This is a genomic window from Psychrobacillus sp. INOP01, assembly GCF_018140925.1.
Lineage (GTDB): Bacteria > Bacillota > Bacilli > Bacillales_A > Planococcaceae > Psychrobacillus.
On record NZ_CP073315.1, the window covers coordinates 3,797,389 to 3,816,680 of the forward strand.

Sequence of the window (19,292 nt, forward strand, 5' to 3'; positions counted from 1 at the left end):
AATAAGAGCATCATAGTGGATTTTTAGCTTTTTTAGGGTTGATTTTAGTAGTCATTTTTTTTGTAGTACCTATTATTTCAGACGGAGTATCTGGTAGTGAGTTCACAGTTATTGACGATAAAATTTATCAACTAGAAAGTGTTGATGTAAAAATGGTAGGAGAAGAATATAATAATTATCCTGATGGAGTAACAGGTACATACAAAATATTTGCTGGATTTGATGATATGGAGATATCTATTAAAATTGGAACTGTTTCTTATGTTCTTATATCTTTTTATTATTTTTCTTCGTTTTTGTATACAAAGAAATTATACAAAATTTATAATCTTGCAAGGTATATTTGTTCATTAAAATAATACAAGTCGCACTCATTACGAGTTGCGGCTTTTTATAATGCATTTTGTAGAAGGAGTATTCATGAATATTGGCGAATATTGTAAGTAGGAGGCGATTTTATGTTTTTACCTACAATTTATTGGCAAGATGGAAAAAGAACAAGACAATTCTTAGAGATGTTAGTTGAAGATTTAATGACAGAGTACAGTATTACTCATCAAACAAATAAAGACGGTGCTTTAGAAATAGGGGGAAATGCGGGCAAAGTAGTAGCGAAATACCAAAAAAGGTTCTGGATTTGGACAGCAAATTGAAGGACATATTAGCAAATCAGATTCAGTCTTATTTAAAGATCTATATACTATTTTAGAAGATAAACAGATGATCCAAACATTAATTGGATTTGACAATGATATCATGGATCAATTAAAAAGTGGTGAGTTTATAGAATTGATAGGAGAATTTAATCAATCACCAGCTGAATTAGTTTTATCTAGTATGTTAGATATGGTAGATCAATATAAAGGTCATTTTGAAACTACTGCTACTAAAGAAGAAATTCAAGGCTTTGAGTTAGCGTCAACAATGCTTAGATTTAAAAAGGTAACAATGATAATAACTCCGTATACAGAAGGTGAAAGTAATTTCTTTACATCCTTGGAAAGTAGTAACTTCGTGGAAGATAGATATGATTTAGAAGGAGAATTTACTATATTAGGAAAAATAATAAGAATATATAAACCACATGAGAAAATTGATTTAATAAAATTATTGCCTGGAAAGTTAAAAGTAGGTAAGAAGCAATTGATGTCATTTTTACCTAGTATGAATGCTTCTGAAGATTTATCGTTTGATGTAGGTGAAATAAATGAGGAGTCTTTTGAACTTAAAGGACCCGCAATCGAATTAACAACAATTGCAATTTATCAAATTTAAAATGGGTAATGCTGCTTGATCAAGAAAATAATCCAGTTCAGTTAAAATTAATATTTCGTTTAAGTCGCATCTTTCAGGTGTGGCTTTTTAGTATTCTTAAAAGGTGGTGGTCATTCTTGTTTTACTCTAAGTCAAATTCGAGAAATGGGGAGTGATCTAGTATCTTCGAGCTATCGATAAATAGCCACGAGAAACTTACGCAATAAAAAACACCCACAAATGTGGGTGCTATGAGGTAGAAAATAAGGCTACCAACCACGGAACCTTATATTCTTATTATAATGCAGATTGAATGATTTACCGTTTCCTCTTTTAACCTATAACGCCAATTGAATGTTCAAGAAGTTAAGATAATTCAAACATCTTCGAGCTATCAGTTAAATAGTAAATATGATTGTGGAGGGATGCATAATGACAGAAGAACTTTATGTATATGACGAAGCATCTGGACATTTGTTCTGTAAGTATTGCAGAAGGAATTATTTAAATAAAGAACATAATGAAAATTGTCAAGTTCTTCATCATGATGAACTAACAAGAAGATGCAAACCGCCAGATGGAGGTGTAGGAGATGGCTGAATATAAATCAATCAAACAAAAAGCAAGTTAAAGATAGAGTTTCTTAATCTTTGATGTGAAAAACAACTTAAAGAAAAGAGGAATGATTATTTATGGTATCAACTAAAGTATTAGTTGAAGATATGTTAGTTAAATTAGAAGAAGATTTAAAAGTAGTGAATACAGTAACATCAGGAACGAATAGTTCAATTTATAATTTTGCTGGTTATAGAAATGGACAACCCGTCGGTATTTCAAAAACCGCGCTAGTTTCACTAAATCGTGGAGGACAACTTTTTCAATTGTTAGCTGGATATTACACAAGTGCAGCAGATATTAATATTAAAAATCGTATAGCAGTAGCGGCTGCAAAAGTATATAACGTATTCTCAGCTAGACCAGTATTTGCGAGTGGTGAATTACATGATGATGGAGCTTCATATGTAACATCAGGTCAGTTTACTACAGACCCTTCAGGCCCTTTAATGCTATGCGGATTAATGATGATAGACAAACAAGGCGTATTAGATAATCCTAATTTTGATAGCAATTGCGTTTCCTCGGAAAGTTTTGTCCGTGAAATACAAATACCTCGACAGGCTTTAAAACTTGACAGAGCTTTAAAAAATGATAATTCAATTTTAAATTCATTTGCAAGTGGTACCAACTTTGTTTGGCATAATCAAAAAATGGCCAAAGTAGGTATAAACGGCATAGCAATGACATTAGCGACTATATCTTTGTATAATAAAATGTACGGTATTACTGCTTATGATACTCGTTATACTCAATCATACAATGCACTTCGCCTTGTTAGTACAAATTATGGTTCAACTTACAATACTGAAGGAACTCTGGTTACAGCTACTTCAGCTGGACAATTCCCTGGAACTAGACTGTGTTTAGCTGTAGGGGCAGATGACCAAAGCCGTGGTGCTTTCCCTTCTATTGGTTATAATGCTCTCGTTGTAATGGCATTGACATTGCAAGCATTTGCAGAGAACGCAAATACTTATTCTAGATTTTCCGATTTAAAAGTTGCAATACAATCTCATCCTCTTCAAACTGATGCATTGAAAATCTTGGATTATTACGATAACAGACTTGGGAAAGATGGTTATCTATACGAGCTTGGAGCTCCTAATAATGAAGCTTTTGATGCTTCTCATTTTAGAGATGCTTGGAAAGCTCATATGCAATCTAAATTTCCAAATTTAACTGATATACAAATAGAAGCTAAGTTTGATTTAAGTGGTCAATTTGATGAATTAATTTCAAAATCTGTGCACCCAGGACAAGCTGGATATTCTTACCTTTTCATGTGGTCAATGAATAACCACGCAATCTTCAACAAATTAGCTACTTATTATGCACCAGGAGCTACAGGAAAAACAGTTTTGGATATTGATTATTCTAAAGTAGGAATTTCAGCATCTGTATCACAAGCATTTGCAGCTACTAGCGAAGCGGTTGCAGTTCGAATTGCATCAGGTTTAGGTATAGCGTTAATTCAAGGTGTTACAACGGACGGTTAATAATTTATACAAGCAAGAAAGGTCATTTAATAGTGCTAGACAAATACTCATAAAAAAGCATCCTTCGGGGTGCTTTTTTATGTCAAATTATTATTACATACAATCTTTTTCAATCACATTATGATTAGTGTGGATGGAGGTGAGAAATTTGAATAAAATCCACTATCAAGTTATCTTCCGAAACGAAAATAAAATTTTTGACTTACAAGATATAACTGAACTTAAAGTTGAAGGTGGAGTCTACTTATTTTACTCAGGTAGCTATGTTTGTTATTCCGTTCCGATTGATCTTGTAAAAGAAATTATTTCTTCTTAATAAAAATCAAAAGAGTCGCATCCATTCAGGTGTGGCTTTTTATTATGCTTTTAAACCGTTCTTTCACATCACATTACCATATTGGTAGAGGTTCGAAGAATGAACGGTCTTCATTAAATAATACATAAAAGGTGGTGGTCATTCTTGTATATAGTTAAGTCAAATTCGAGAAGGGGAATGGTGAACCAGTATCTTGCAATCATGCGTTAAACGATATGGAGTGAATCGATTGAATCAGATGCCAATGAAACCATGCAATAAGTTTGGATGTAGGAACTTATAGAAGACGAGATACTGTGTGGACCACCAACTAGAACATAGCAATCAACATAAATACTACGATAAACATCAAAGGGACAAACAATCTAATTCTTTTTATCATGCAACAGCTTGGAAGAAAGCAAGGAGCATCGTGAAGATAAGAGACAATGGATTGTGTAAGGAATGTATGAATGATAAACGTATTACAGTTGGTTCTATTGTAGACCATATGATTCCTACCAAAGAAGATTGGGACAAACGGCTAGACTTAGACAACCTTCAATTACTTTGTCATGCATGCCATAACAAGAAAACAGGAAAGGAAAGGGCAAAGAAATAATATTTTAGGGTAGCCCCCTCCCTATTTTCTGAAAAATAAAATTTGACCTACACCGGTTGGCAATCTTCCGTGTACAAAGTTCCCTAAATGAAATATTTTTGAATGAAAGAGAGGTGATAGCATGGCTAGACCACGGCAACCAGTACCTCGATGTGCCAGAGAAAATGCGCAACTTCCTTACGAAAAACATGAATATCTGGATTGACCAAAAGCAAGGTGGCTATATGCCATTATCAAAATGGAATGCTTGTGCTCGAGAGAATGTGGATGTTACTGGTTTTGATGTTTATATCGGAGTTGATTTATCTAAAAAAATCGACTTGTCTTCCACAGGATTGATTTTTCCAACATATTATGGATTCCATGTAAAACAACATTCCTTCATGCCGGAGGATGCTTTGAGAGAACGGCAAGCAAAGGATAAAGTACCTTATCAATTGTGGATGGACCAGGGGTGGTTGTAACACCTGGTGCAGTAGTTGATTATAGTTTCATTGAAAATTGGATTATAACAACTGTGGAGGAGAATGGGTGGAACCCCATCGTCTTCTGTTACGACCCATACGGAGCAACGCAATTTGCACAAAATATGTCTGCGCACGGATTTGTTGTCGTGGAAGTCCGGCAAGGTTATCCAACACTTAGCGAGCCGACAAAAGATTTTCGAGAGCAAGTCTATCAACAGAAAATCACTCCTGACGGAGATGAACTTTTAACATGGTCCATCGGGAATGCTGTTACAGAGGTTGATGTAAATGAAAATATTCGGTTGTCAAAGCGAAAATCCAGAGAGCGAATAGATCCAATAGCAGCAGTAATTAAGGATTTGTACAAGCTAGATTTGCAGAAATGAATTTTGGTAGTGGTGATATAAGTTTTATTTCTGTGAATGATTTGTAGAGACTGCAAATATAAGGTGGTTAAACGATTGCTAAGTCATATAAGCTCACTGGAAGAAAGATTGAAAACCGAAATTAAAGTTAGATACGGATAGTCTTTTATCAAATAAGGCTTATGTAGAAGCTGAATAATTATGGAGAATGGGGTTACTTGGATTTTCACGCAAAAAGGTATAAAGACATAAAATAAGGGGACTGTCCAAAAGTCGATAAATTTATTGACTTAGGCACAGCCCTACTAAACCAATTTTAACTTTTTAAATCTCTTTTTAAAACTAAAGAATCTGTACTAATTCTGAGTGTAAAACTCGTTGAGCGGTAATGATATTAGCTGAAGCTGTTCTTCCGTAGGCAGTATATATTCCACCGGTTTGATTAGGAACAATTTCAGTTTCATATTGAGACGCTCCACCCACTAAACTAAGGGTTACAAAACCAGAAGCATTAGCACCTACGTTGAAGTTAGCTGATGAAAGTAATTGTCTTGTTCCATTAAGTCTGAAAACTCTAACTACTCCAGTAAGTGCTCCTCCTGTACGATTGAGAATTTTGACACGAACGTTAGTTGCATTAGCAGGTAGATTTCCTTGGTTTTCAATTGGTCCAGTTGTTAAAGGCATTTAAAATACACCTCCTTACATTTATAGATTTATAATCTGCAGACTATATATTCATTGTATTCAGTGCTCCATTAATGCTCTAAGTAGATTAATCAATTTGCTATAAAATTCTAGGAGAGATTATTATTAAACTTTACAAATTCAAGCTTTGTTAATTGCACTGCTTGACATCGAAAGGAGGGAGAAATTGAAATGGTATCAACGATTTAGAATGGCCGCTAAAGGTGCCGCATCTGGATGGAAGGGTATTGGATATAACTTCAGTTCGTGGATGGGTCGAACATTTTGGGGCATTGATAACTCGAAACTTGCAACCAATGGAACTATCTTTATTAAAGAAATTTGAAACTGAAGAAGATGCTTGTGAGGATTTTTATTTAAGAATTTCAAGATTTCTTAATTTATAAGTAAAACTTTATGTTTAACGTAGAGCAGAACCATACCTTGAATGGCAATATCCCATTCAAGGTTAATTTATATGGGGAGAATATAAAATAAACTGTTTGCTTCATTCTTATTGTTTTCTGACTAGAGTAGCATTTTCTAATTACCAAATAAGGAAGAGAAATATAAGATTTGTTCAATTTGATGATTTCTCAAAAATTAACTAGAAGTGATTTTCAAGAGTATCAATTGAAAAGAATGCAATGGTTATTTGATAATGACTTTATCAGTGAAAGTAGCATGGGTCACTTAGAGTTTGTTGACCAAAGAGTCATATATGTTCTTAAGGAACTGTATTATAAAGAAGTAATGAGTTATTGGCATTATCCTGCGGATATACAAGTATTAATAGAGGAGTTAAGTGCTGGCAATCTTGTTGATTTTGAAAATAGCCTGTTTTCAAGAAATGAACAAGATTATCTTGATTGTTATTTCAATAAATCAAAATTTACCAATGGTAATGATATAAAAATTAAATACTTACATGGAACAAATACTAATAATGAGAAACAATACGAAATAGATTACTACACGATTCTTAAAATGTTTGTCATAATAGTCATTAAAATAAATGATGACTAATGTATTAAAGAGGATTACATTTGTGACCTTTAATAACGTTTGGTAAGTTCTAGAGGCGGGTTCGATTCCCACCGTCTCCATACTAAGAAATTATTGGATTCAAACAGTCTTGTGTGATTTTAAGTATATCTTTGCCGAGTTGGCAAGGATATACTTAATTCTATTTTAGGCAAGATTATACTTAAAAAGTAATCCTGTAATCAAATTACATATATAAATAACTTGTCATCTCCTATACGTTCGATAGATGAATTAAATGAAGGAACGTGATGCGCCAAAATCTCATTGGTTGTAAAAATCGGATTTTCACTGTGAACGAAGTTGGTACTAATGTAATCTGCTAAAGTTTGGTGGAAACCTTGTGAAGCTAATGACAGAGCTACCGAATTTATCGATTCAGTAGCAACCTGAAATTATAAACGATAACAAATGGAAAGTTTATGCTTTATTTTTTTGTGGAAAACATATCCCTTAATATTTGAGAGATAATCATTTGTTTAAAAAAACGTGTTAAGTTATATGGGCTTAATTTCTCAAATACATACAAATCTTTTTTTTGATGGAAATATTATTTAATAGACTTGCACATATTGGAATCAAAAAACCTGAAACTCTTGAGATATAAAGATTCGGCTGTTTTTTACTTTCCCGAGAAGTTAAGGAAAGAAGGATTAACGCAAAAACGACCGAAAATCGCACAAAGAACAAGGAATAAATGAAGAAAAAGTTGTGTTTGAACGAGTGGAGCCTGAAAAAGGGTTTGGAGAGAACGGATAAAATAAGTAGGAGCGTTGATTCTGGAATGAAGGGATTCACGCTCTTTTTGTTGAACTTAATATACTAATGGATCTAAGTACAATGAAATTAATTATTGAAAGAACTATAAATAGGAAATCAGAAACCATTCGTAATGAAAGCTTGTGAAACATTACACTAAACTAACGGGGCAGTTTAGTTGAGGAATGCGTTACTGTTATTTTTTTCAAATAGTTGTTTAGGTTAGTGATGAACCGTAGCATAAGTAAGTGAATTATATTGTACTGTTCATATACACATCTAAGTATGCTACATTTGATGAAACTGAAATAGGAAAGGAGTGGTAGACGATGAAAAAATGGTTCATAGTATTACTATTAATAGGAGCAGGTTTCTTCTCAATTGAATCACCAGCACAAGCACAAGAAAAAGTGGTATGGGATGGGGCAGAAATTGTAAAAGACCAATCCGGTAAAATGACTTTTACAAAGGATGTAAAAGTTTATAAGAAAGATAGTTCAGGTAAATTTGTATCTATGGTAGTTAAGAAGGATAATTATTTTCGGGTTTATGATGTTGAAAAGTATGATGGAAAAGTTTATTACTGGATGAGTAGCGGTTATCGCGTACAAACAACAGACCTTGTGGTATTTAAAGATGTGCCAATGAATTTACGAATATCATTCTTTAGTGATTCTGCATTAATCGTTTCATCACGTGAGGGAATATTAAAAAATAAAAAGCAGCATGGATCAATTCTAAAAAATGAAGAATCACGTGGTCCAAGTTGGTTCTGGTATATTGAGAAATACACAATTGTTAATGGTAAGCTACAGGTTGAATTAGATTATTCTGGTGAACATGAAACTGCAGGATATAAGGTGAAAGAATTTATTCCAGGCTCTGATGTTAAGGTAGTTGAAAAACAAAGTATTCCAAGTGGATATTATATTACTACACAAAAAACAATAGCCTATGAAAGTCCATTATTAACAGCAAAACAATTACGTGAAGTTGAGAAAAATACACTTATTTATGTTTCCACGGAACCTTATAATGTGATTAATAGTTTTGGATATGCTTCTATTTGGGAAAAATCTTGGTATAATAATCTTGATTATAAATTACCAGTAGGTCATTATTATATAAGCATAAAAAAAATAACACCAATAGAGGATATTCAACCTATTGGCACATATTATACAACAAAAGAGATGTTGATTAATAGCTTGCTTATTCCACGTAACGCAGCTGTGACGTTTTATTTAACTCAAAATGATTTTGGCATTATTTCATATAAAGATGATATGGCTGTTATAAAGTTAGAGTATTTATCAAAAACACCGTTAGATTTAAAATAGATATAATAGTATTTTTGTTGATTCAGATGTTAGTAAAATAACATCTTCAAAGTGAGAAGTTCTTATATTAAAAGAATTTTTGAGTAACGAGATTGATACACTTAAACTAACGGGTGCTTTACTTCAAGAAGGAGTAAAGCATTTTTCTTATTGAACAAACGAAGCAGGTATTTAGTGTGCTGATTTATTTGGCATCCTTTATAATAGAGCTTAAAAGAGGTGTTTTCATGGAGACAGAAGATATGCTAAAAATGATTGAGAACTTAAATGATGAAGAGAAACAGAAGTTTTTAGATTTAATATTTGATGAATACTTTATTGGCGGTGGTGCTGTTAGACACACCATTGAAAATAACGAAACTGAGTGAAGCTTAGATGCTTTGCTCTTTTTTTACGTCTAAAACGTCAAGAGATTTCGGCGATACATTGTGAAATGATACACTTCAACTAACGGTGCAGTTTAGTTGAAGAAGGAATAACAGTAGAAATACCAAATTACATGGTAAAATGAGGGGAAAAGGCTGTGTCATATATGAATGTATCCTTAATAGTTGCAATGGATAAGAACAGAGTAATTGGCAAAGAGAATGATATTCCATGGAGAATTCCAAAAGATTGGGAGTATGTTAAAAATACTACGTCGGGACATCCAATCATATTAGGGAGAAAAAACTTTGAGTCAATTGGAAGGGCTTTACCTAACAGAAGGAATATTATTTTGACAAGAGATAAGGATTTAAACTTTGAAGGTTGTGAAATTGTCCATTCAATCGATGAGGTATTTGAGTTATGTAAAAATGAAGAAGAGATTTTTATTTTCGGAGGAGAACAGATTTATAATATGTTCTTGCCTTACGTTGAGAAGATGTATATTACAAAAATTTATTATGAATTTGAAGGAGATACATTTTTTCCCGAAGTTAATTTCGATGAATGGAAAGAGGTATCTGTTGAAAAAGGGGTTATGAATGATAAAAACCCTTATAACTACTATTTTCATGTCTATGAAAGAAAACTTTATTAAGCTAACGGGTGCTTTAGTTAAAACAAGTGGCTGCCCTAGGGTAGCCTTTTCTTATTGAACTAACGGGGCAGCAACATTGGGATATATTGTATTGTGTAAATGATACACATAATAGCGAATACGCAAATAAATGTTGTTATTGGATGAGGTAACTTATTGTAACGGCTAATTAGCAAAACACCAACCAAAATAAGAACAATGACAAATAAAAATGGCGACATATTTAGGCTCCTTTTTCAATGTATAAAGCTTAACATTTAAAGGTAAAAATTTCTAGAATCCTTAGTGAAACAAGCGGCATATTTATACACCAAGACGAACAAAGTAGGGCTTTAGAAGAAAAGATACTTCTTCAACTAACGGGTGCTTTACTTCAAGAAGGAGTAAAGCTTTTTTTCTTATTGAACTAACGGTGCGGTTTAGTTGAACAAGCAAAATGGATTTTTGCTTGTTAAAAATGGAAAATTTATTTAAAAATGGAACCTCAATTCTTTTCAAACGTATTTAAATGAAGCCGCAAATTAGTTTTATAAAAGGATTTATGATGAAAAACTACATAGTTAAGGCTAGGGGGTATTTTGTGGAACCACTCATTATGTTGTTGTTTGGATTTTTAGTTTGTTTTTGTATTGGTTCGGTACTGAATATACTACTTAAGACTTGCAGTAAGTGCATCAGTTAAAGTTGGTAATACAACACATACATCTGGTTGGAAAATAGCGGAAGCAAGTGTATCTGCAGATAGAGTATGGTATGCAGATGAATCTTCACATTATAACTTTAAATCAATCAGTACAAAATACACATATCAAAATTGGGGAACTGATTATTAATAGAATTTAAAAGGGTATATTTATTATTATGTAGCCAATTTAAAATAGTTGGATATATTTATCCAACTATTTTAAATATATACCAATATTATTGTGGTAATGAACTATACTATTTAAGTTAGTGAAAGAAATAATAATAGATAATCTTTTTAAACATTTTATTTTACTAAAGTGATGGAAGGAATATATATGAAAAAAATATATATAATTTATTTGTCTGGTTTAATGATTATATTTTCCTATATTTATACTAAATCCATTTATGAAATCCATGGACTTAATAATATCGGAGATTCCTCATTAAATGAATATCAAGTAGAATATAATTCAGGTGAGGACTTATTAAAAGTCTATAAAGGACTTGTTGAAGAAAACGCAGAATTTCAGTTAGTAAAAAACCCAATGTCAGATGATGGTAATACCTATTATGATATTTACCACACAGATATAAACTCAGTAAAACAATTTGTTGGGATTTCTCATAATGTTTATCGGTATTTTAAAATGACAGAAGATGAATTTATAGATAGTCCTGGATATTTTAGTACAAATTTATCCACTAACCAAATAGAAGAACTTTCGCAAAAAACTGCAGTAGACTTTAAAGTATTAAGTAAAAATGAGATATCTTACGGTGAAATTTTTAATAATAATCTAATACAATTTCTAATATTAGGAATCACAACTTTTGCAATTTTATACATATATACAATATTTAGGTTTAAAACGAATGCAGTGAGAAAGGTAACGGGTTTTTCACCTGCAAAAATAGTCATAACGAACATAAAGGAAACTTTACATATACAAGGAATTCTTATCGCACTATTGGTTGTGGGACATTCATTATTTTATTTGATAACCGATAAATTTTCTTGGACCTATGCTATTTTCTTATTTTTATTTTTATCAATCATTAGTATTATAATCATTTTATTACTGTTACTATTACAACATTTTGTAAGGAAGACCAATGTTGTTGCAGCGTTAAAGAATAAAATTTTTTCTAACAGGCTATATACTATTATTAATTTGATTAAAATTATATTAATTCTTTCTGTTACCATTCTAATGAATCTTGTTATTAATTATTATGATGAGGTCGATAAGGTCTATAAAAAATATGAGCACTATAAAATGTTAAATTCCTTTTATTCTTCGCATGGTAGAAATTCAGATGAACTTGATAAATTACTCAACAATCCCGAAATGTTGGAAAAAGTTGCAGACAATGTAAAGCAAATGTATGTTGAAAATATAGATAAAGCATATGTTATGTTTGATCCAGTTCGAGATAATTTTTTGATACAAACAATGAATGGAATTTCGCGAGAAGAAGTAATGAATACCTATCAAAGAAATAATATAATTTTAAATAAAAATTATATAGAAAACTATACTGATATTAAAGTGAATTGGGATTTTAATGAGAATATCCCTACAATACTTGTTCCTGAAAAATACAGAAATAGCGAAGAAGAAATAAAAGAATATTTTATAGAAAAGTATAATAACACACTAAACTATAATACAAGGTATGATATTAAGGGTAAGGAAGTTAGTATTAATGATATACAAATAATTTATATTAACAATGGATATAAATATAAAATATTAAGTTCAATTCCCTATGAAGATGAGATAGATATTGAACTTACAGATTCTATTATCAGACTTGATAATGGAAGTTTCGGAAGTGGATTTTATTTCGATATGCTAGGTTCTTCTCAGCTGGCATTTAAGTTAAATGATAGAGAAGAATTTAAAATTATGTTGATTCAGTATGATTTAGATAATCTATATATGGCAAATAACTTGTTGACCCCTTTTGAATCTATATTCAGTAGCTATGAATTTCTAATGGATCAAGCAAAGCTTTTTGTCTTCTTATTTATCATATTATTAGTTTTTATTATTTATATTTCGAATTATATAGATATGATTGTGAATGGTAGAAGGTATGCTTCAAGATATGTGCAAGGGTATCATTTGCTAAAGAATTTAAGAGCTAATTTTGTATTGATTATTTTTATGATTGGTATTTCTATTGTTTTGTATATTTTAAAAGTAAATATTTTCATTTATTTGTTGTTTATCTTATATGATTTGGTATCTATGCTTTATTTGTATAAGAAGCTTATAGTAAAAGACATATATAAAGTCTTGAATGGTGGGAATTAAATTGGAAATAGTGAGATTAGAAAACATATGTCAGGAGTTTAATGAAAATAAGGTATTTGAAAACATTAACTTTTCTATAAATAACGGTGAAATGGTAGCAATCATGGGTAAGAGTGGTAAGGGTAAAACAACTCTATTAAATATAATGGGATTAATCTCAAAACCATCCGAGGGAGATTTATATTTATTTAATCAAAAGAATGTTGAAATCAATTCAAAACAGGCAATGCTATTAAGACGTCATAAGATTGGTTATTTATTTCAAAATTATGGTTTGGTAGAAGATGAGACAGTAAAATGGAATTTAAATATTGCATTAGAGTACAAAAACTTGTCTAAAAATGATCGACTACAAAAAATTAAAGAAGCACTAAAAGTTCTCCATTTAGAGAAACTTATGGATAAACAGGTATATAAGCTAAGTGGAGGAGAACAACAGAGAATAGCGATGCTAAAACTATATTTACAAGAAAGCCAACTCATATTAGCAGATGAACCTACAGGTTCTTTAGATATAGAAAATCGGGATGTCATTATACAAATGTTGAAAGACTTTAATAACGAGGGTAAAACAATCGTTATTGTTACTCATGATAATTATATTGCTCAAACTTGTAGTAGAGTCATTAATATATAGCAAAAAGGATCTTCAAGTGAAGATCCTTTTTCAATACTTTTAATAAAAATGATACTTCATTCATTAAATCAATTATGCCAAATGGTACTAATTTTTATAAACAATAATAGCTAACGGGTGCTTTGGTTAAGAAAGTTGCTGCTTGTAAGGGTAGCTTTGTCTTATTGAACTAACGGTGCAGTTTAGTTGAATAAGATTTAATATACGGAACGTCAGTTTGTTGTGATTTTATTAAGGGGGGGATTCTATGTATCCAAGAGTAAATACTTTAGGGATAATAATAAACAATAATAAAATTCTTTTGGAAGAACAAGAGGGAAAGCATTCAAAGGGAACAGGTACATATTATCGACCAATTGGTGGCACAATTGAACTTGGTGAGAAGTCCATTGAAACTATCATAAGAGAATACAGGGAAGAGATAGCAGTGGACATAGTGGTTAAACGCTATATTGCCTGTTTAGAAAACATCTTTAGAATAGAAGGAAGTATAGGTCACGAAATAACTCAGATTTACTTGGTGGAATTTATTGACCACAAACTATATGAAAAAGAAAGTTTTAAAGTTGTAGAAGGAAGTAAAACTACATTCACAAAATGGATTTCCTTAGAAGAAATTATTGATGGAAAGAAGATACTTTATCCCAATGGTCTGAAAGAATTATTACAGAAGAATTTTTAGATTTCTTATCAACTAACGGGTGCTTTTACTTCAAGAAGGAGTAAAGCCTTTTTTTCTTATTGGATTTGTAATTGTGCCGTTAGTATCAATACAAGCAAATAAATATATCTACAAGAAGTTTAACTACTTACCTAATTTAAGAGAAGGGCTTTGAAAAAGAGGATATTGAATCTATTGAGGGCAAATGGGGAAGATCAAGCGTCTTTTTTTTTGTCAGATTGTGTAATTATTCGGACTTTTCTTGAGAGAATTTATGACAATCAAATGAATTTCATTCTTATGAAATTATTTCATTAAAACATTGTGTGTTTCTCTGATATGTATTATATTATTCACAGTAATGAAATTGTGGGGTGAAGTGATGAATATAGGAATGGAAATAAAGAAATTGAGGACTGTAAAAGGAATTACTTTGAAAGAGTTAAGTGAAAAAAGCGAACTATCTATTGGATTTCTTTCTCAATTAGAAAGGGGGCTTACTACCATAGCAGTTGATTCACTTGAAAAACTAGCGGATATTTTGGAAGTACATTTAACACATTTTTTTGATTATCCCCTTAAAAGGGAAGATATGGTTTTAAGAAGTTATGAACAAGAAATAATGGATTCAGTAGAAGGAGGTTTTATTAAGTATAGTTTAAGTACAAATTTGGAAAATAAACAACTTGTTCCAAGGCTTATAGAAATTCTTCCTCAAAAGAAAGATGAAGAAATATTATCCTATAAGCATGAGGGAGAAGAGTTCATTTATGTTTTAGAGGGTATATTAACAGTTTACATAAATGATATGAGGCATGAAGTATATCCTGGTGACAGTGTTCATATGGATTCAAATATTGCCCATAATTGGGCTAATTATACTAATAAAAAGGTCAAGCTATTAGCAGTTAATACGCCTAATTATATCTACAGTAGAGGGTTTTATACTATAGATGCTGATTAGTAAAGACATTAAATAAAATTAATAGAAAGTGATAATAACAATGGATAAATTAATTTTATATCTAATCGGTTCTTTTTTTGTAATCGGAGCTATTGATTATATTACTGGAAATCATTTAAAACTGGGTGGGAAATTTGAGGAAGGCATAAAGACCATGGGGACTTTAGGGCTTGGCATGATAGGAATAATTTCTTTAGTCCCTATATTTACAAATTTTTTATCTGCTGTCATTATTCCAATCTGTAGAGTTTTTCATCTAGATCCTTCTATAGTTCCTGCGGCATTTTTAGCTATAGATATGGGGGGCTATCAAATGGCTAATAAGCTAGCATTGACAGAGGAAATGGGGGCATTCTCAGGAATTATCATTGCATCTACTTTAGGAGCCACAATTAGTTTTTCAATACCTGTCGCATTAGGAATGCTTTCTAAAGAGGATGAAAAATATTTTTCTAAGGGTGTGTTGGTTGGAATTATTACTATACCAATAGGATGCCTTGCAGCAGGCTTATGGCAAAAAATAAATATCAATATATTAGTATGGAATCTGGTACCTATATTTGTTTTTGCCATTTTTTTAGGGGTAGGATTATTAAAAGCTCCTCATGTTTTTATAAAAGCTTTTAATGTATTTGGAAAGCTTATAATGAGTTTGAGTATTGTTGGATTACTTTTACAGGGTATAGATGTGATATTTGGTGTAAGGCTTGTCTCAGGATTAGCACCACTCTCTGAATCAACTGTTATAGTAGGCAAGATCGCACTTGTTTTAGGTGGAGCATATCCTATGCTAGCACTTATTAATCGAATCTTTAAAAATAGTTTTGAAAAAATAGGGAAGAAATTTGGCATTAATTCAGTGTCAGTAGCAGGCATTCTAGGAGGTTTGGCTAGTAATCTGTTGATATTTGGAACATATAACGAAATGAATCCTAAAGGAAAAGTGATAAGTACTGCCTTTGGAGTAAGTGGAGCATTTGTATTCGGTGGTCAATTTGGATTTGTGTCAGGAGTAGCTCCAGAAATGTTAGGAGCGTTTATCATATCAAAGCTTACAGCCGGAATAATTAGTTTAGTACTAGCTGCATGGCTATATGATCGTGAAAATAAAGAATTTAGTCTTTAAAAAAATGGAGGTATTAGTAATGAATATCAGGGATAGAGTCGAAAAGTTAAGACAGCTAATGAAAGAAAAACAAATGACTGCTTATATAATTCCGAGTTTTGATGCACATCAGAGTGAATATGTAGCAGAACATTGGAAATGTAGACAATGGATATCAGGATTTACAGGGTCTGCAGGTACTGTAGTTATTACATTAGATGATGCAGGGTTATGGACAGATGGTAGATACTATATTCAAGCTGAAAAGCAGCTTGAGAGTTCAGGAATCAGATTATTTAGAATGATGGATCCAGGGGTACCATCTTATACAGAATGGCTAGCAGATGTTCTTAATGAAGGCAGTATTGTGGGCTTTGATGGAAATGTTTTTTCAATTAATATGGTTAAAAAGATGGAAAAAGATCTAAAAGCAAAGAGAATTGTATTAAAAATGAATCAAGATTTAATTGGTGATCTGTGGGAAGATAGACCGGACATTCCTAAAGGACCGATTTTTACTCATGAAGTAAAATATGCAGGCAAATCACGAGTAGAAAAATTAAATGAAGTAAGAAAAGAAATGAAAAATAAAGGCGCAAATTATTATATTTTAACTTCCCTTGATGACATTGCATGGCTTCTGAATATAAGAGGCGCAGATGTGCCTAACAATCCAGTTGTAATAGCTAATGTAATCATAGCAGAACATAAATGCTATTTATTTATTGATTCTTGCAAGGTTTCTCCTTTGGTTAAATTAGAACTGGAGGCTGAAGGAATTGAGTTAAAAGCTAGTGCTGAAATACAAACATTATTGGAAAATCTTTCAGGCGAAGATGCTGTTATTCTAGATACAAATAAAACAAATATCAGATTATATAATGCCATTAACAGCACAACAAAGAAATTTGAAAGCCCCAACATCACAACTAATTTAAAATCTATTAAAAATGAAGTCGAGATTAAAAATTTCAAATGGTGTGAAATAAAAGACGGTTTAGCCATGATGAAATTTATAAAATGGCTAAAAACTTCTGTTGATAAAGAAGAAATTACAGAGATTACTGCGGAAGAAAGATTAGAAGATTTCAGAAAGGTGCAGGAAGGATATGTTGGACCTAGCTTTGATACGATAGCAGGTTATAAAGAACATGCTGCGATGATGCATTATAAAGCCAATAAAGAAACGCAATATACTCTTAAGAATGAAGGGCTTTTTTTAATTGATTCAGGCGGACAGTATTATGATGGAACAACTGATATTACACGAACGATTGTTTTAGGATATCTTACCGATGAACAAAAAAGAGATTTTACTCTGGTGTTAAAAGGATTTATTGCACTAAGCTCAGTTAAATATTTATACGGAGCAACAGGCTCTAACTTAGATGTTTTAGCAAGACAACCAATTTGGCAGTATGGTTTGGACTATAAATGCGGGACTGGACATGGGGTAGGTTTTTTCTTGAATGTTCATGAAGGACCACAAAGCTTAAGAAATGATAATAATAATGTTACATTAGAAAAAGGCATGATTATTACGAATGAACCGGGAATATACCTCGAAGGTAAATATGGAATTCGAATTGAAAATATGATGTTAGTAGTTGAAGACGAGAAAACAGAGTTTGGTCAATTTATGAAGTTTGAAGCAATCACGTATTGCCCTATTGATTTAGCCGGTATCAATAAAGATATGTTAACAGAAAGTGAAAAGCAATGGTTAAACAATTATCATCAAGAGGTATACACAAGGCTAGCTCCTTATTTAAATGAAGAAGAGAGAGTATGGCTAATGGAAGAAACTAGGGAGATATAAATAGGTATTCCCGAATACAAGATTCAATAATCTGGCGCTGTAATGGAGCATTGGAAAAAAGCCTAATTACTCATCTTTAAATTGAGAAATTAGGCTTTTTAATATTGAATTTTTCTTAACATTTTTTAAGATTACTGAAGCAAGGAAACACGGAGATAGCTACTGGCATGAGAAAAAACTGTATCATAAGTAGCCTCAAAAGATTTTTTGAAAGAAAGAGCCTCAATTTCTTGAGGCTCAAATACTAAAGCAATGTCATAACGGTATACCGCATTCTGGATTCGCTAAGCCTTTCTTCTTTGGTAAAACGAAAGTTATTAACCGAAGGGCTTGACTGCCCTGTTACCCAGCGAGTTACCTCAAATTTACTCTCTGATTTTTCTTGAAGCGAAGGTGACAACATCGTATATTGAATGGCCCCACTTCTATTATCGGATTAACGATTTTTTGATTGAGCTTCTTCAACTAACGGGTGCTTTAGCAAAATATGGCCATCATTTCGTTGGTCTATTTTTATGTCCAATATATTAAGTTGATCTCAGATATGCATTGTGAAATGTTACACTTAAACTAAAGGGGCAGTTTAGTTCATTAAGAGCTAATTATTATTATTGGGGGCTTATTATATGAAATATTTCTTAAAGTTAAATGTTGTTAGTATTCTGTACGCTCTTATGGTATTTGTTCCTCTTGAACTTATGTTAAATGTGTATAGAATTAGCAGACTGACAAATTGGGAAATTGGTACGGTAAATATTCTGACGGGCATAACGCTTATTATTGAAATTATAGGTGGTACAATGCTAATCTTTTTCTTAACAAAAAAGTGGTTGGGTGGGCGAAAGGCGAACTTTTTCACAGTGATTCTTTGGGTACCCTATTTTGTGCTTTTAATTTATGTAATCGCATCTTTATTTCCAATAACTAATGGTGGAGATACCCCCAATCCTGTTACTGGTCTTTTAGCAATAGGAGGATTGATAGTTTATCCGTTCTATATACTAATTCTCAATTTTTCCTGTATAACAAATGATGATAAAACAATTGTGACTGTGTAAGATAGAAGATATTTTGCAGAGTTGTACTTTTCACTAACGGGTGCTTTACTTCAAGAAGGAGTGAAG

The 19,292-nt window shown here is 31.9% G+C and carries 21 protein-coding genes and 1 pseudogene; 21 read left to right on the forward strand and 1 reads right to left on the reverse strand.

Annotation, left to right across the window (positions count from 1 at the left end; translation table 11 throughout):
* Positions 1-38: 38 nt before the first annotated feature.
* The 9 genes from KD050_RS18525 to KD050_RS21420 all read left to right on the forward strand — a co-directional run bounded on the left by KD050_RS18525 (position 39) and on the right by KD050_RS21420 (position 5,138).
* Positions 39-359: a hypothetical protein gene (locus tag KD050_RS18525; RefSeq protein ID WP_211893780.1), complete on the forward strand. Its 321-nt coding sequence runs from the start codon at positions 39-41 to the stop codon at positions 357-359.
* Positions 360-458: 99 nt separating this feature from the next.
* On the forward strand, positions 459-653 hold the full coding sequence (locus tag KD050_RS18530; protein ID WP_211893781.1) for a hypothetical protein: 195 nt from the start codon (positions 459-461) through the stop codon (positions 651-653).
* A 67-nt stretch (positions 654-720) separates the two neighbouring features.
* The gene (locus KD050_RS18535) at positions 721-1,275 is read left to right on the forward strand and encodes a DUF6414 family protein (RefSeq protein ID WP_211893782.1); all 555 of its coding nucleotides are present in this window, start codon (positions 721-723) and stop codon (positions 1,273-1,275) included.
* Between the two features lie 411 nt (positions 1,276-1,686).
* Positions 1,687-1,854 carry a hypothetical protein gene (locus KD050_RS18540; protein WP_211893783.1) on the forward strand — a complete coding sequence of 56 codons (168 nt, stop codon included), beginning with the start codon at positions 1,687-1,689 and terminating at the stop codon, positions 1,852-1,854.
* A gap of 92 nt (positions 1,855-1,946) precedes the next feature.
* Positions 1,947-3,368, forward strand: coding sequence for a hypothetical protein (locus KD050_RS18545; protein WP_211893784.1), 1,422 nt, complete (start codon positions 1,947-1,949; stop codon positions 3,366-3,368).
* 148 nt (positions 3,369-3,516) lie between these two features.
* Complete coding sequence (locus tag KD050_RS18550; protein WP_211893785.1) at positions 3,517-3,684, forward strand: hypothetical protein; 168 nt, start codon at positions 3,517-3,519, stop codon at positions 3,682-3,684.
* Positions 3,685-3,982: 298 nt separating this feature from the next.
* A complete protein-coding gene (locus KD050_RS18555) occupies positions 3,983-4,285 on the forward strand; it encodes an HNH endonuclease (RefSeq protein WP_211893786.1) in 303 nt (100 codons plus the stop codon).
* A 98-nt stretch (positions 4,286-4,383) separates the two neighbouring features.
* Positions 4,384-4,749, forward strand: a complete 366-nt coding sequence (locus KD050_RS21415; protein ID WP_211893787.1) for a terminase TerL endonuclease subunit — start codon at positions 4,384-4,386, stop codon at positions 4,747-4,749.
* Positions 4,740-5,138 (forward strand): terminase TerL endonuclease subunit, encoded by a 399-nt coding sequence (locus KD050_RS21420; protein WP_211893788.1) that lies wholly within the window; start codon positions 4,740-4,742, stop codon positions 5,136-5,138. Before KD050_RS21415 ends, KD050_RS21420 begins: the two co-directional genes overlap by 10 nt.
* A 321-nt stretch (positions 5,139-5,459) precedes the next feature.
* Here the strand turns inward: KD050_RS21420 and KD050_RS18570 are convergent, their stop codons facing one another.
* Entirely contained in the window at positions 5,460-5,804 is a 345-nt protein-coding gene (locus KD050_RS18570) for an ATPase (protein WP_211893789.1), read from the reverse strand.
* A 211-nt stretch (positions 5,805-6,015) separates the two neighbouring features.
* Here KD050_RS18570 and KD050_RS18575 point away from each other — a divergent pair.
* The 12 genes and pseudogenes from KD050_RS18575 to KD050_RS18630 all read left to right on the forward strand — a co-directional run.
* A pseudogene (locus KD050_RS18575) lies at positions 6,016-6,135 on the forward strand (phage portal protein); the annotation flags it as partial.
* A gap of 302 nt (positions 6,136-6,437) precedes the next feature.
* Entirely contained in the window at positions 6,438-6,830 is a 393-nt protein-coding gene (locus KD050_RS18580; RefSeq protein ID WP_211893790.1) for a hypothetical protein, read from the forward strand.
* A 1,106-nt stretch (positions 6,831-7,936) separates the two neighbouring features.
* Positions 7,937-8,947, forward strand: coding sequence for a hypothetical protein (locus KD050_RS18585; RefSeq protein WP_211893791.1), 1,011 nt, complete (start codon positions 7,937-7,939; stop codon positions 8,945-8,947).
* 227 nt (positions 8,948-9,174) lie between these two features.
* On the forward strand, positions 9,175-9,315 hold the full coding sequence (locus tag KD050_RS18590) for a hypothetical protein (protein WP_211893779.1): 141 nt from the start codon (positions 9,175-9,177) through the stop codon (positions 9,313-9,315).
* 164 nt (positions 9,316-9,479) lie between these two features.
* Complete coding sequence (gene dfr, locus KD050_RS18595; protein WP_211896360.1) at positions 9,480-9,971, forward strand: DfrD/DfrG/DfrK family trimethoprim-resistant dihydrofolate reductase; 492 nt, start codon at positions 9,480-9,482, stop codon at positions 9,969-9,971.
* A gap of 1,022 nt (positions 9,972-10,993) precedes the next feature.
* Positions 10,994-12,982: a hypothetical protein gene (locus tag KD050_RS18600; RefSeq protein ID WP_211893792.1), complete on the forward strand. Its 1,989-nt coding sequence runs from the start codon at positions 10,994-10,996 to the stop codon at positions 12,980-12,982.
* A 10-nt stretch (positions 12,983-12,992) separates the two neighbouring features.
* Positions 12,993-13,619, forward strand: coding sequence for a putative bacteriocin export ABC transporter (locus KD050_RS18605; RefSeq protein ID WP_235754004.1), 627 nt, complete (start codon positions 12,993-12,995; stop codon positions 13,617-13,619).
* Positions 13,620-13,866: 247 nt separating this feature from the next.
* A complete protein-coding gene (locus tag KD050_RS18610; protein ID WP_211893794.1) occupies positions 13,867-14,301 on the forward strand; it encodes an NUDIX hydrolase in 435 nt (144 codons plus the stop codon).
* Between the two features lie 361 nt (positions 14,302-14,662).
* On the forward strand, positions 14,663-15,244 hold the full coding sequence (locus KD050_RS18615) for a helix-turn-helix domain-containing protein (protein WP_211893795.1): 582 nt from the start codon (positions 14,663-14,665) through the stop codon (positions 15,242-15,244).
* A gap of 40 nt (positions 15,245-15,284) precedes the next feature.
* Positions 15,285-16,370: an ethanolamine utilization protein EutH gene (gene eutH, locus KD050_RS18620; RefSeq protein WP_211893796.1), complete on the forward strand. Its 1,086-nt coding sequence runs from the start codon at positions 15,285-15,287 to the stop codon at positions 16,368-16,370.
* A gap of 19 nt (positions 16,371-16,389) precedes the next feature.
* Positions 16,390-18,168, forward strand: coding sequence for an aminopeptidase P family protein (locus tag KD050_RS18625; protein WP_211893797.1), 1,779 nt, complete (start codon positions 16,390-16,392; stop codon positions 18,166-18,168).
* Positions 18,169-18,794: 626 nt separating this feature from the next.
* The gene (locus KD050_RS18630; RefSeq protein ID WP_211893798.1) at positions 18,795-19,226 is read left to right on the forward strand and encodes a hypothetical protein; all 432 of its coding nucleotides are present in this window, start codon (positions 18,795-18,797) and stop codon (positions 19,224-19,226) included.
* The last annotated feature ends 66 nt before the right edge of the window (positions 19,227-19,292 follow it).

Coding starts and splice junctions, on each gene's coding strand:
- KD050_RS18530 (WP_211893781.1), top strand. CDS start 459: ATGTTTTTACCTACAATTTATTGGCAAGATGGAAAAAGAACAAGACAA.
- KD050_RS18535 (WP_211893782.1), top strand. CDS start 721: ATGATCCAAACATTAATTGGATTTGACAATGATATCATGGATCAATTA.
- KD050_RS18540 (WP_211893783.1), top strand. CDS start 1,687: ATGACAGAAGAACTTTATGTATATGACGAAGCATCTGGACATTTGTTC.
- KD050_RS18545 (WP_211893784.1), top strand. CDS start 1,947: ATGGTATCAACTAAAGTATTAGTTGAAGATATGTTAGTTAAATTAGAA.
- KD050_RS18570 (WP_211893789.1), bottom strand. CDS start 5,804: ATGCCTTTAACAACTGGACCAATTGAAAACCAAGGAAATCTACCTGCT.
- KD050_RS18585 (WP_211893791.1), top strand. CDS start 7,937: ATGAAAAAATGGTTCATAGTATTACTATTAATAGGAGCAGGTTTCTTC.
- KD050_RS18590 (WP_211893779.1), top strand. CDS start 9,175: ATGGAGACAGAAGATATGCTAAAAATGATTGAGAACTTAAATGATGAA.
- dfr (WP_211896360.1), top strand. CDS start 9,480: ATGAATGTATCCTTAATAGTTGCAATGGATAAGAACAGAGTAATTGGC.
- KD050_RS18600 (WP_211893792.1), top strand. CDS start 10,994: ATGAAAAAAATATATATAATTTATTTGTCTGGTTTAATGATTATATTT.
- KD050_RS18610 (WP_211893794.1), top strand. CDS start 13,867: ATGTATCCAAGAGTAAATACTTTAGGGATAATAATAAACAATAATAAA.
- KD050_RS18615 (WP_211893795.1), top strand. CDS start 14,663: ATGAATATAGGAATGGAAATAAAGAAATTGAGGACTGTAAAAGGAATT.
- eutH (WP_211893796.1), top strand. CDS start 15,285: ATGGATAAATTAATTTTATATCTAATCGGTTCTTTTTTTGTAATCGGA.
- KD050_RS18625 (WP_211893797.1), top strand. CDS start 16,390: ATGAATATCAGGGATAGAGTCGAAAAGTTAAGACAGCTAATGAAAGAA.
- KD050_RS18630 (WP_211893798.1), top strand. CDS start 18,795: ATGAAATATTTCTTAAAGTTAAATGTTGTTAGTATTCTGTACGCTCTT.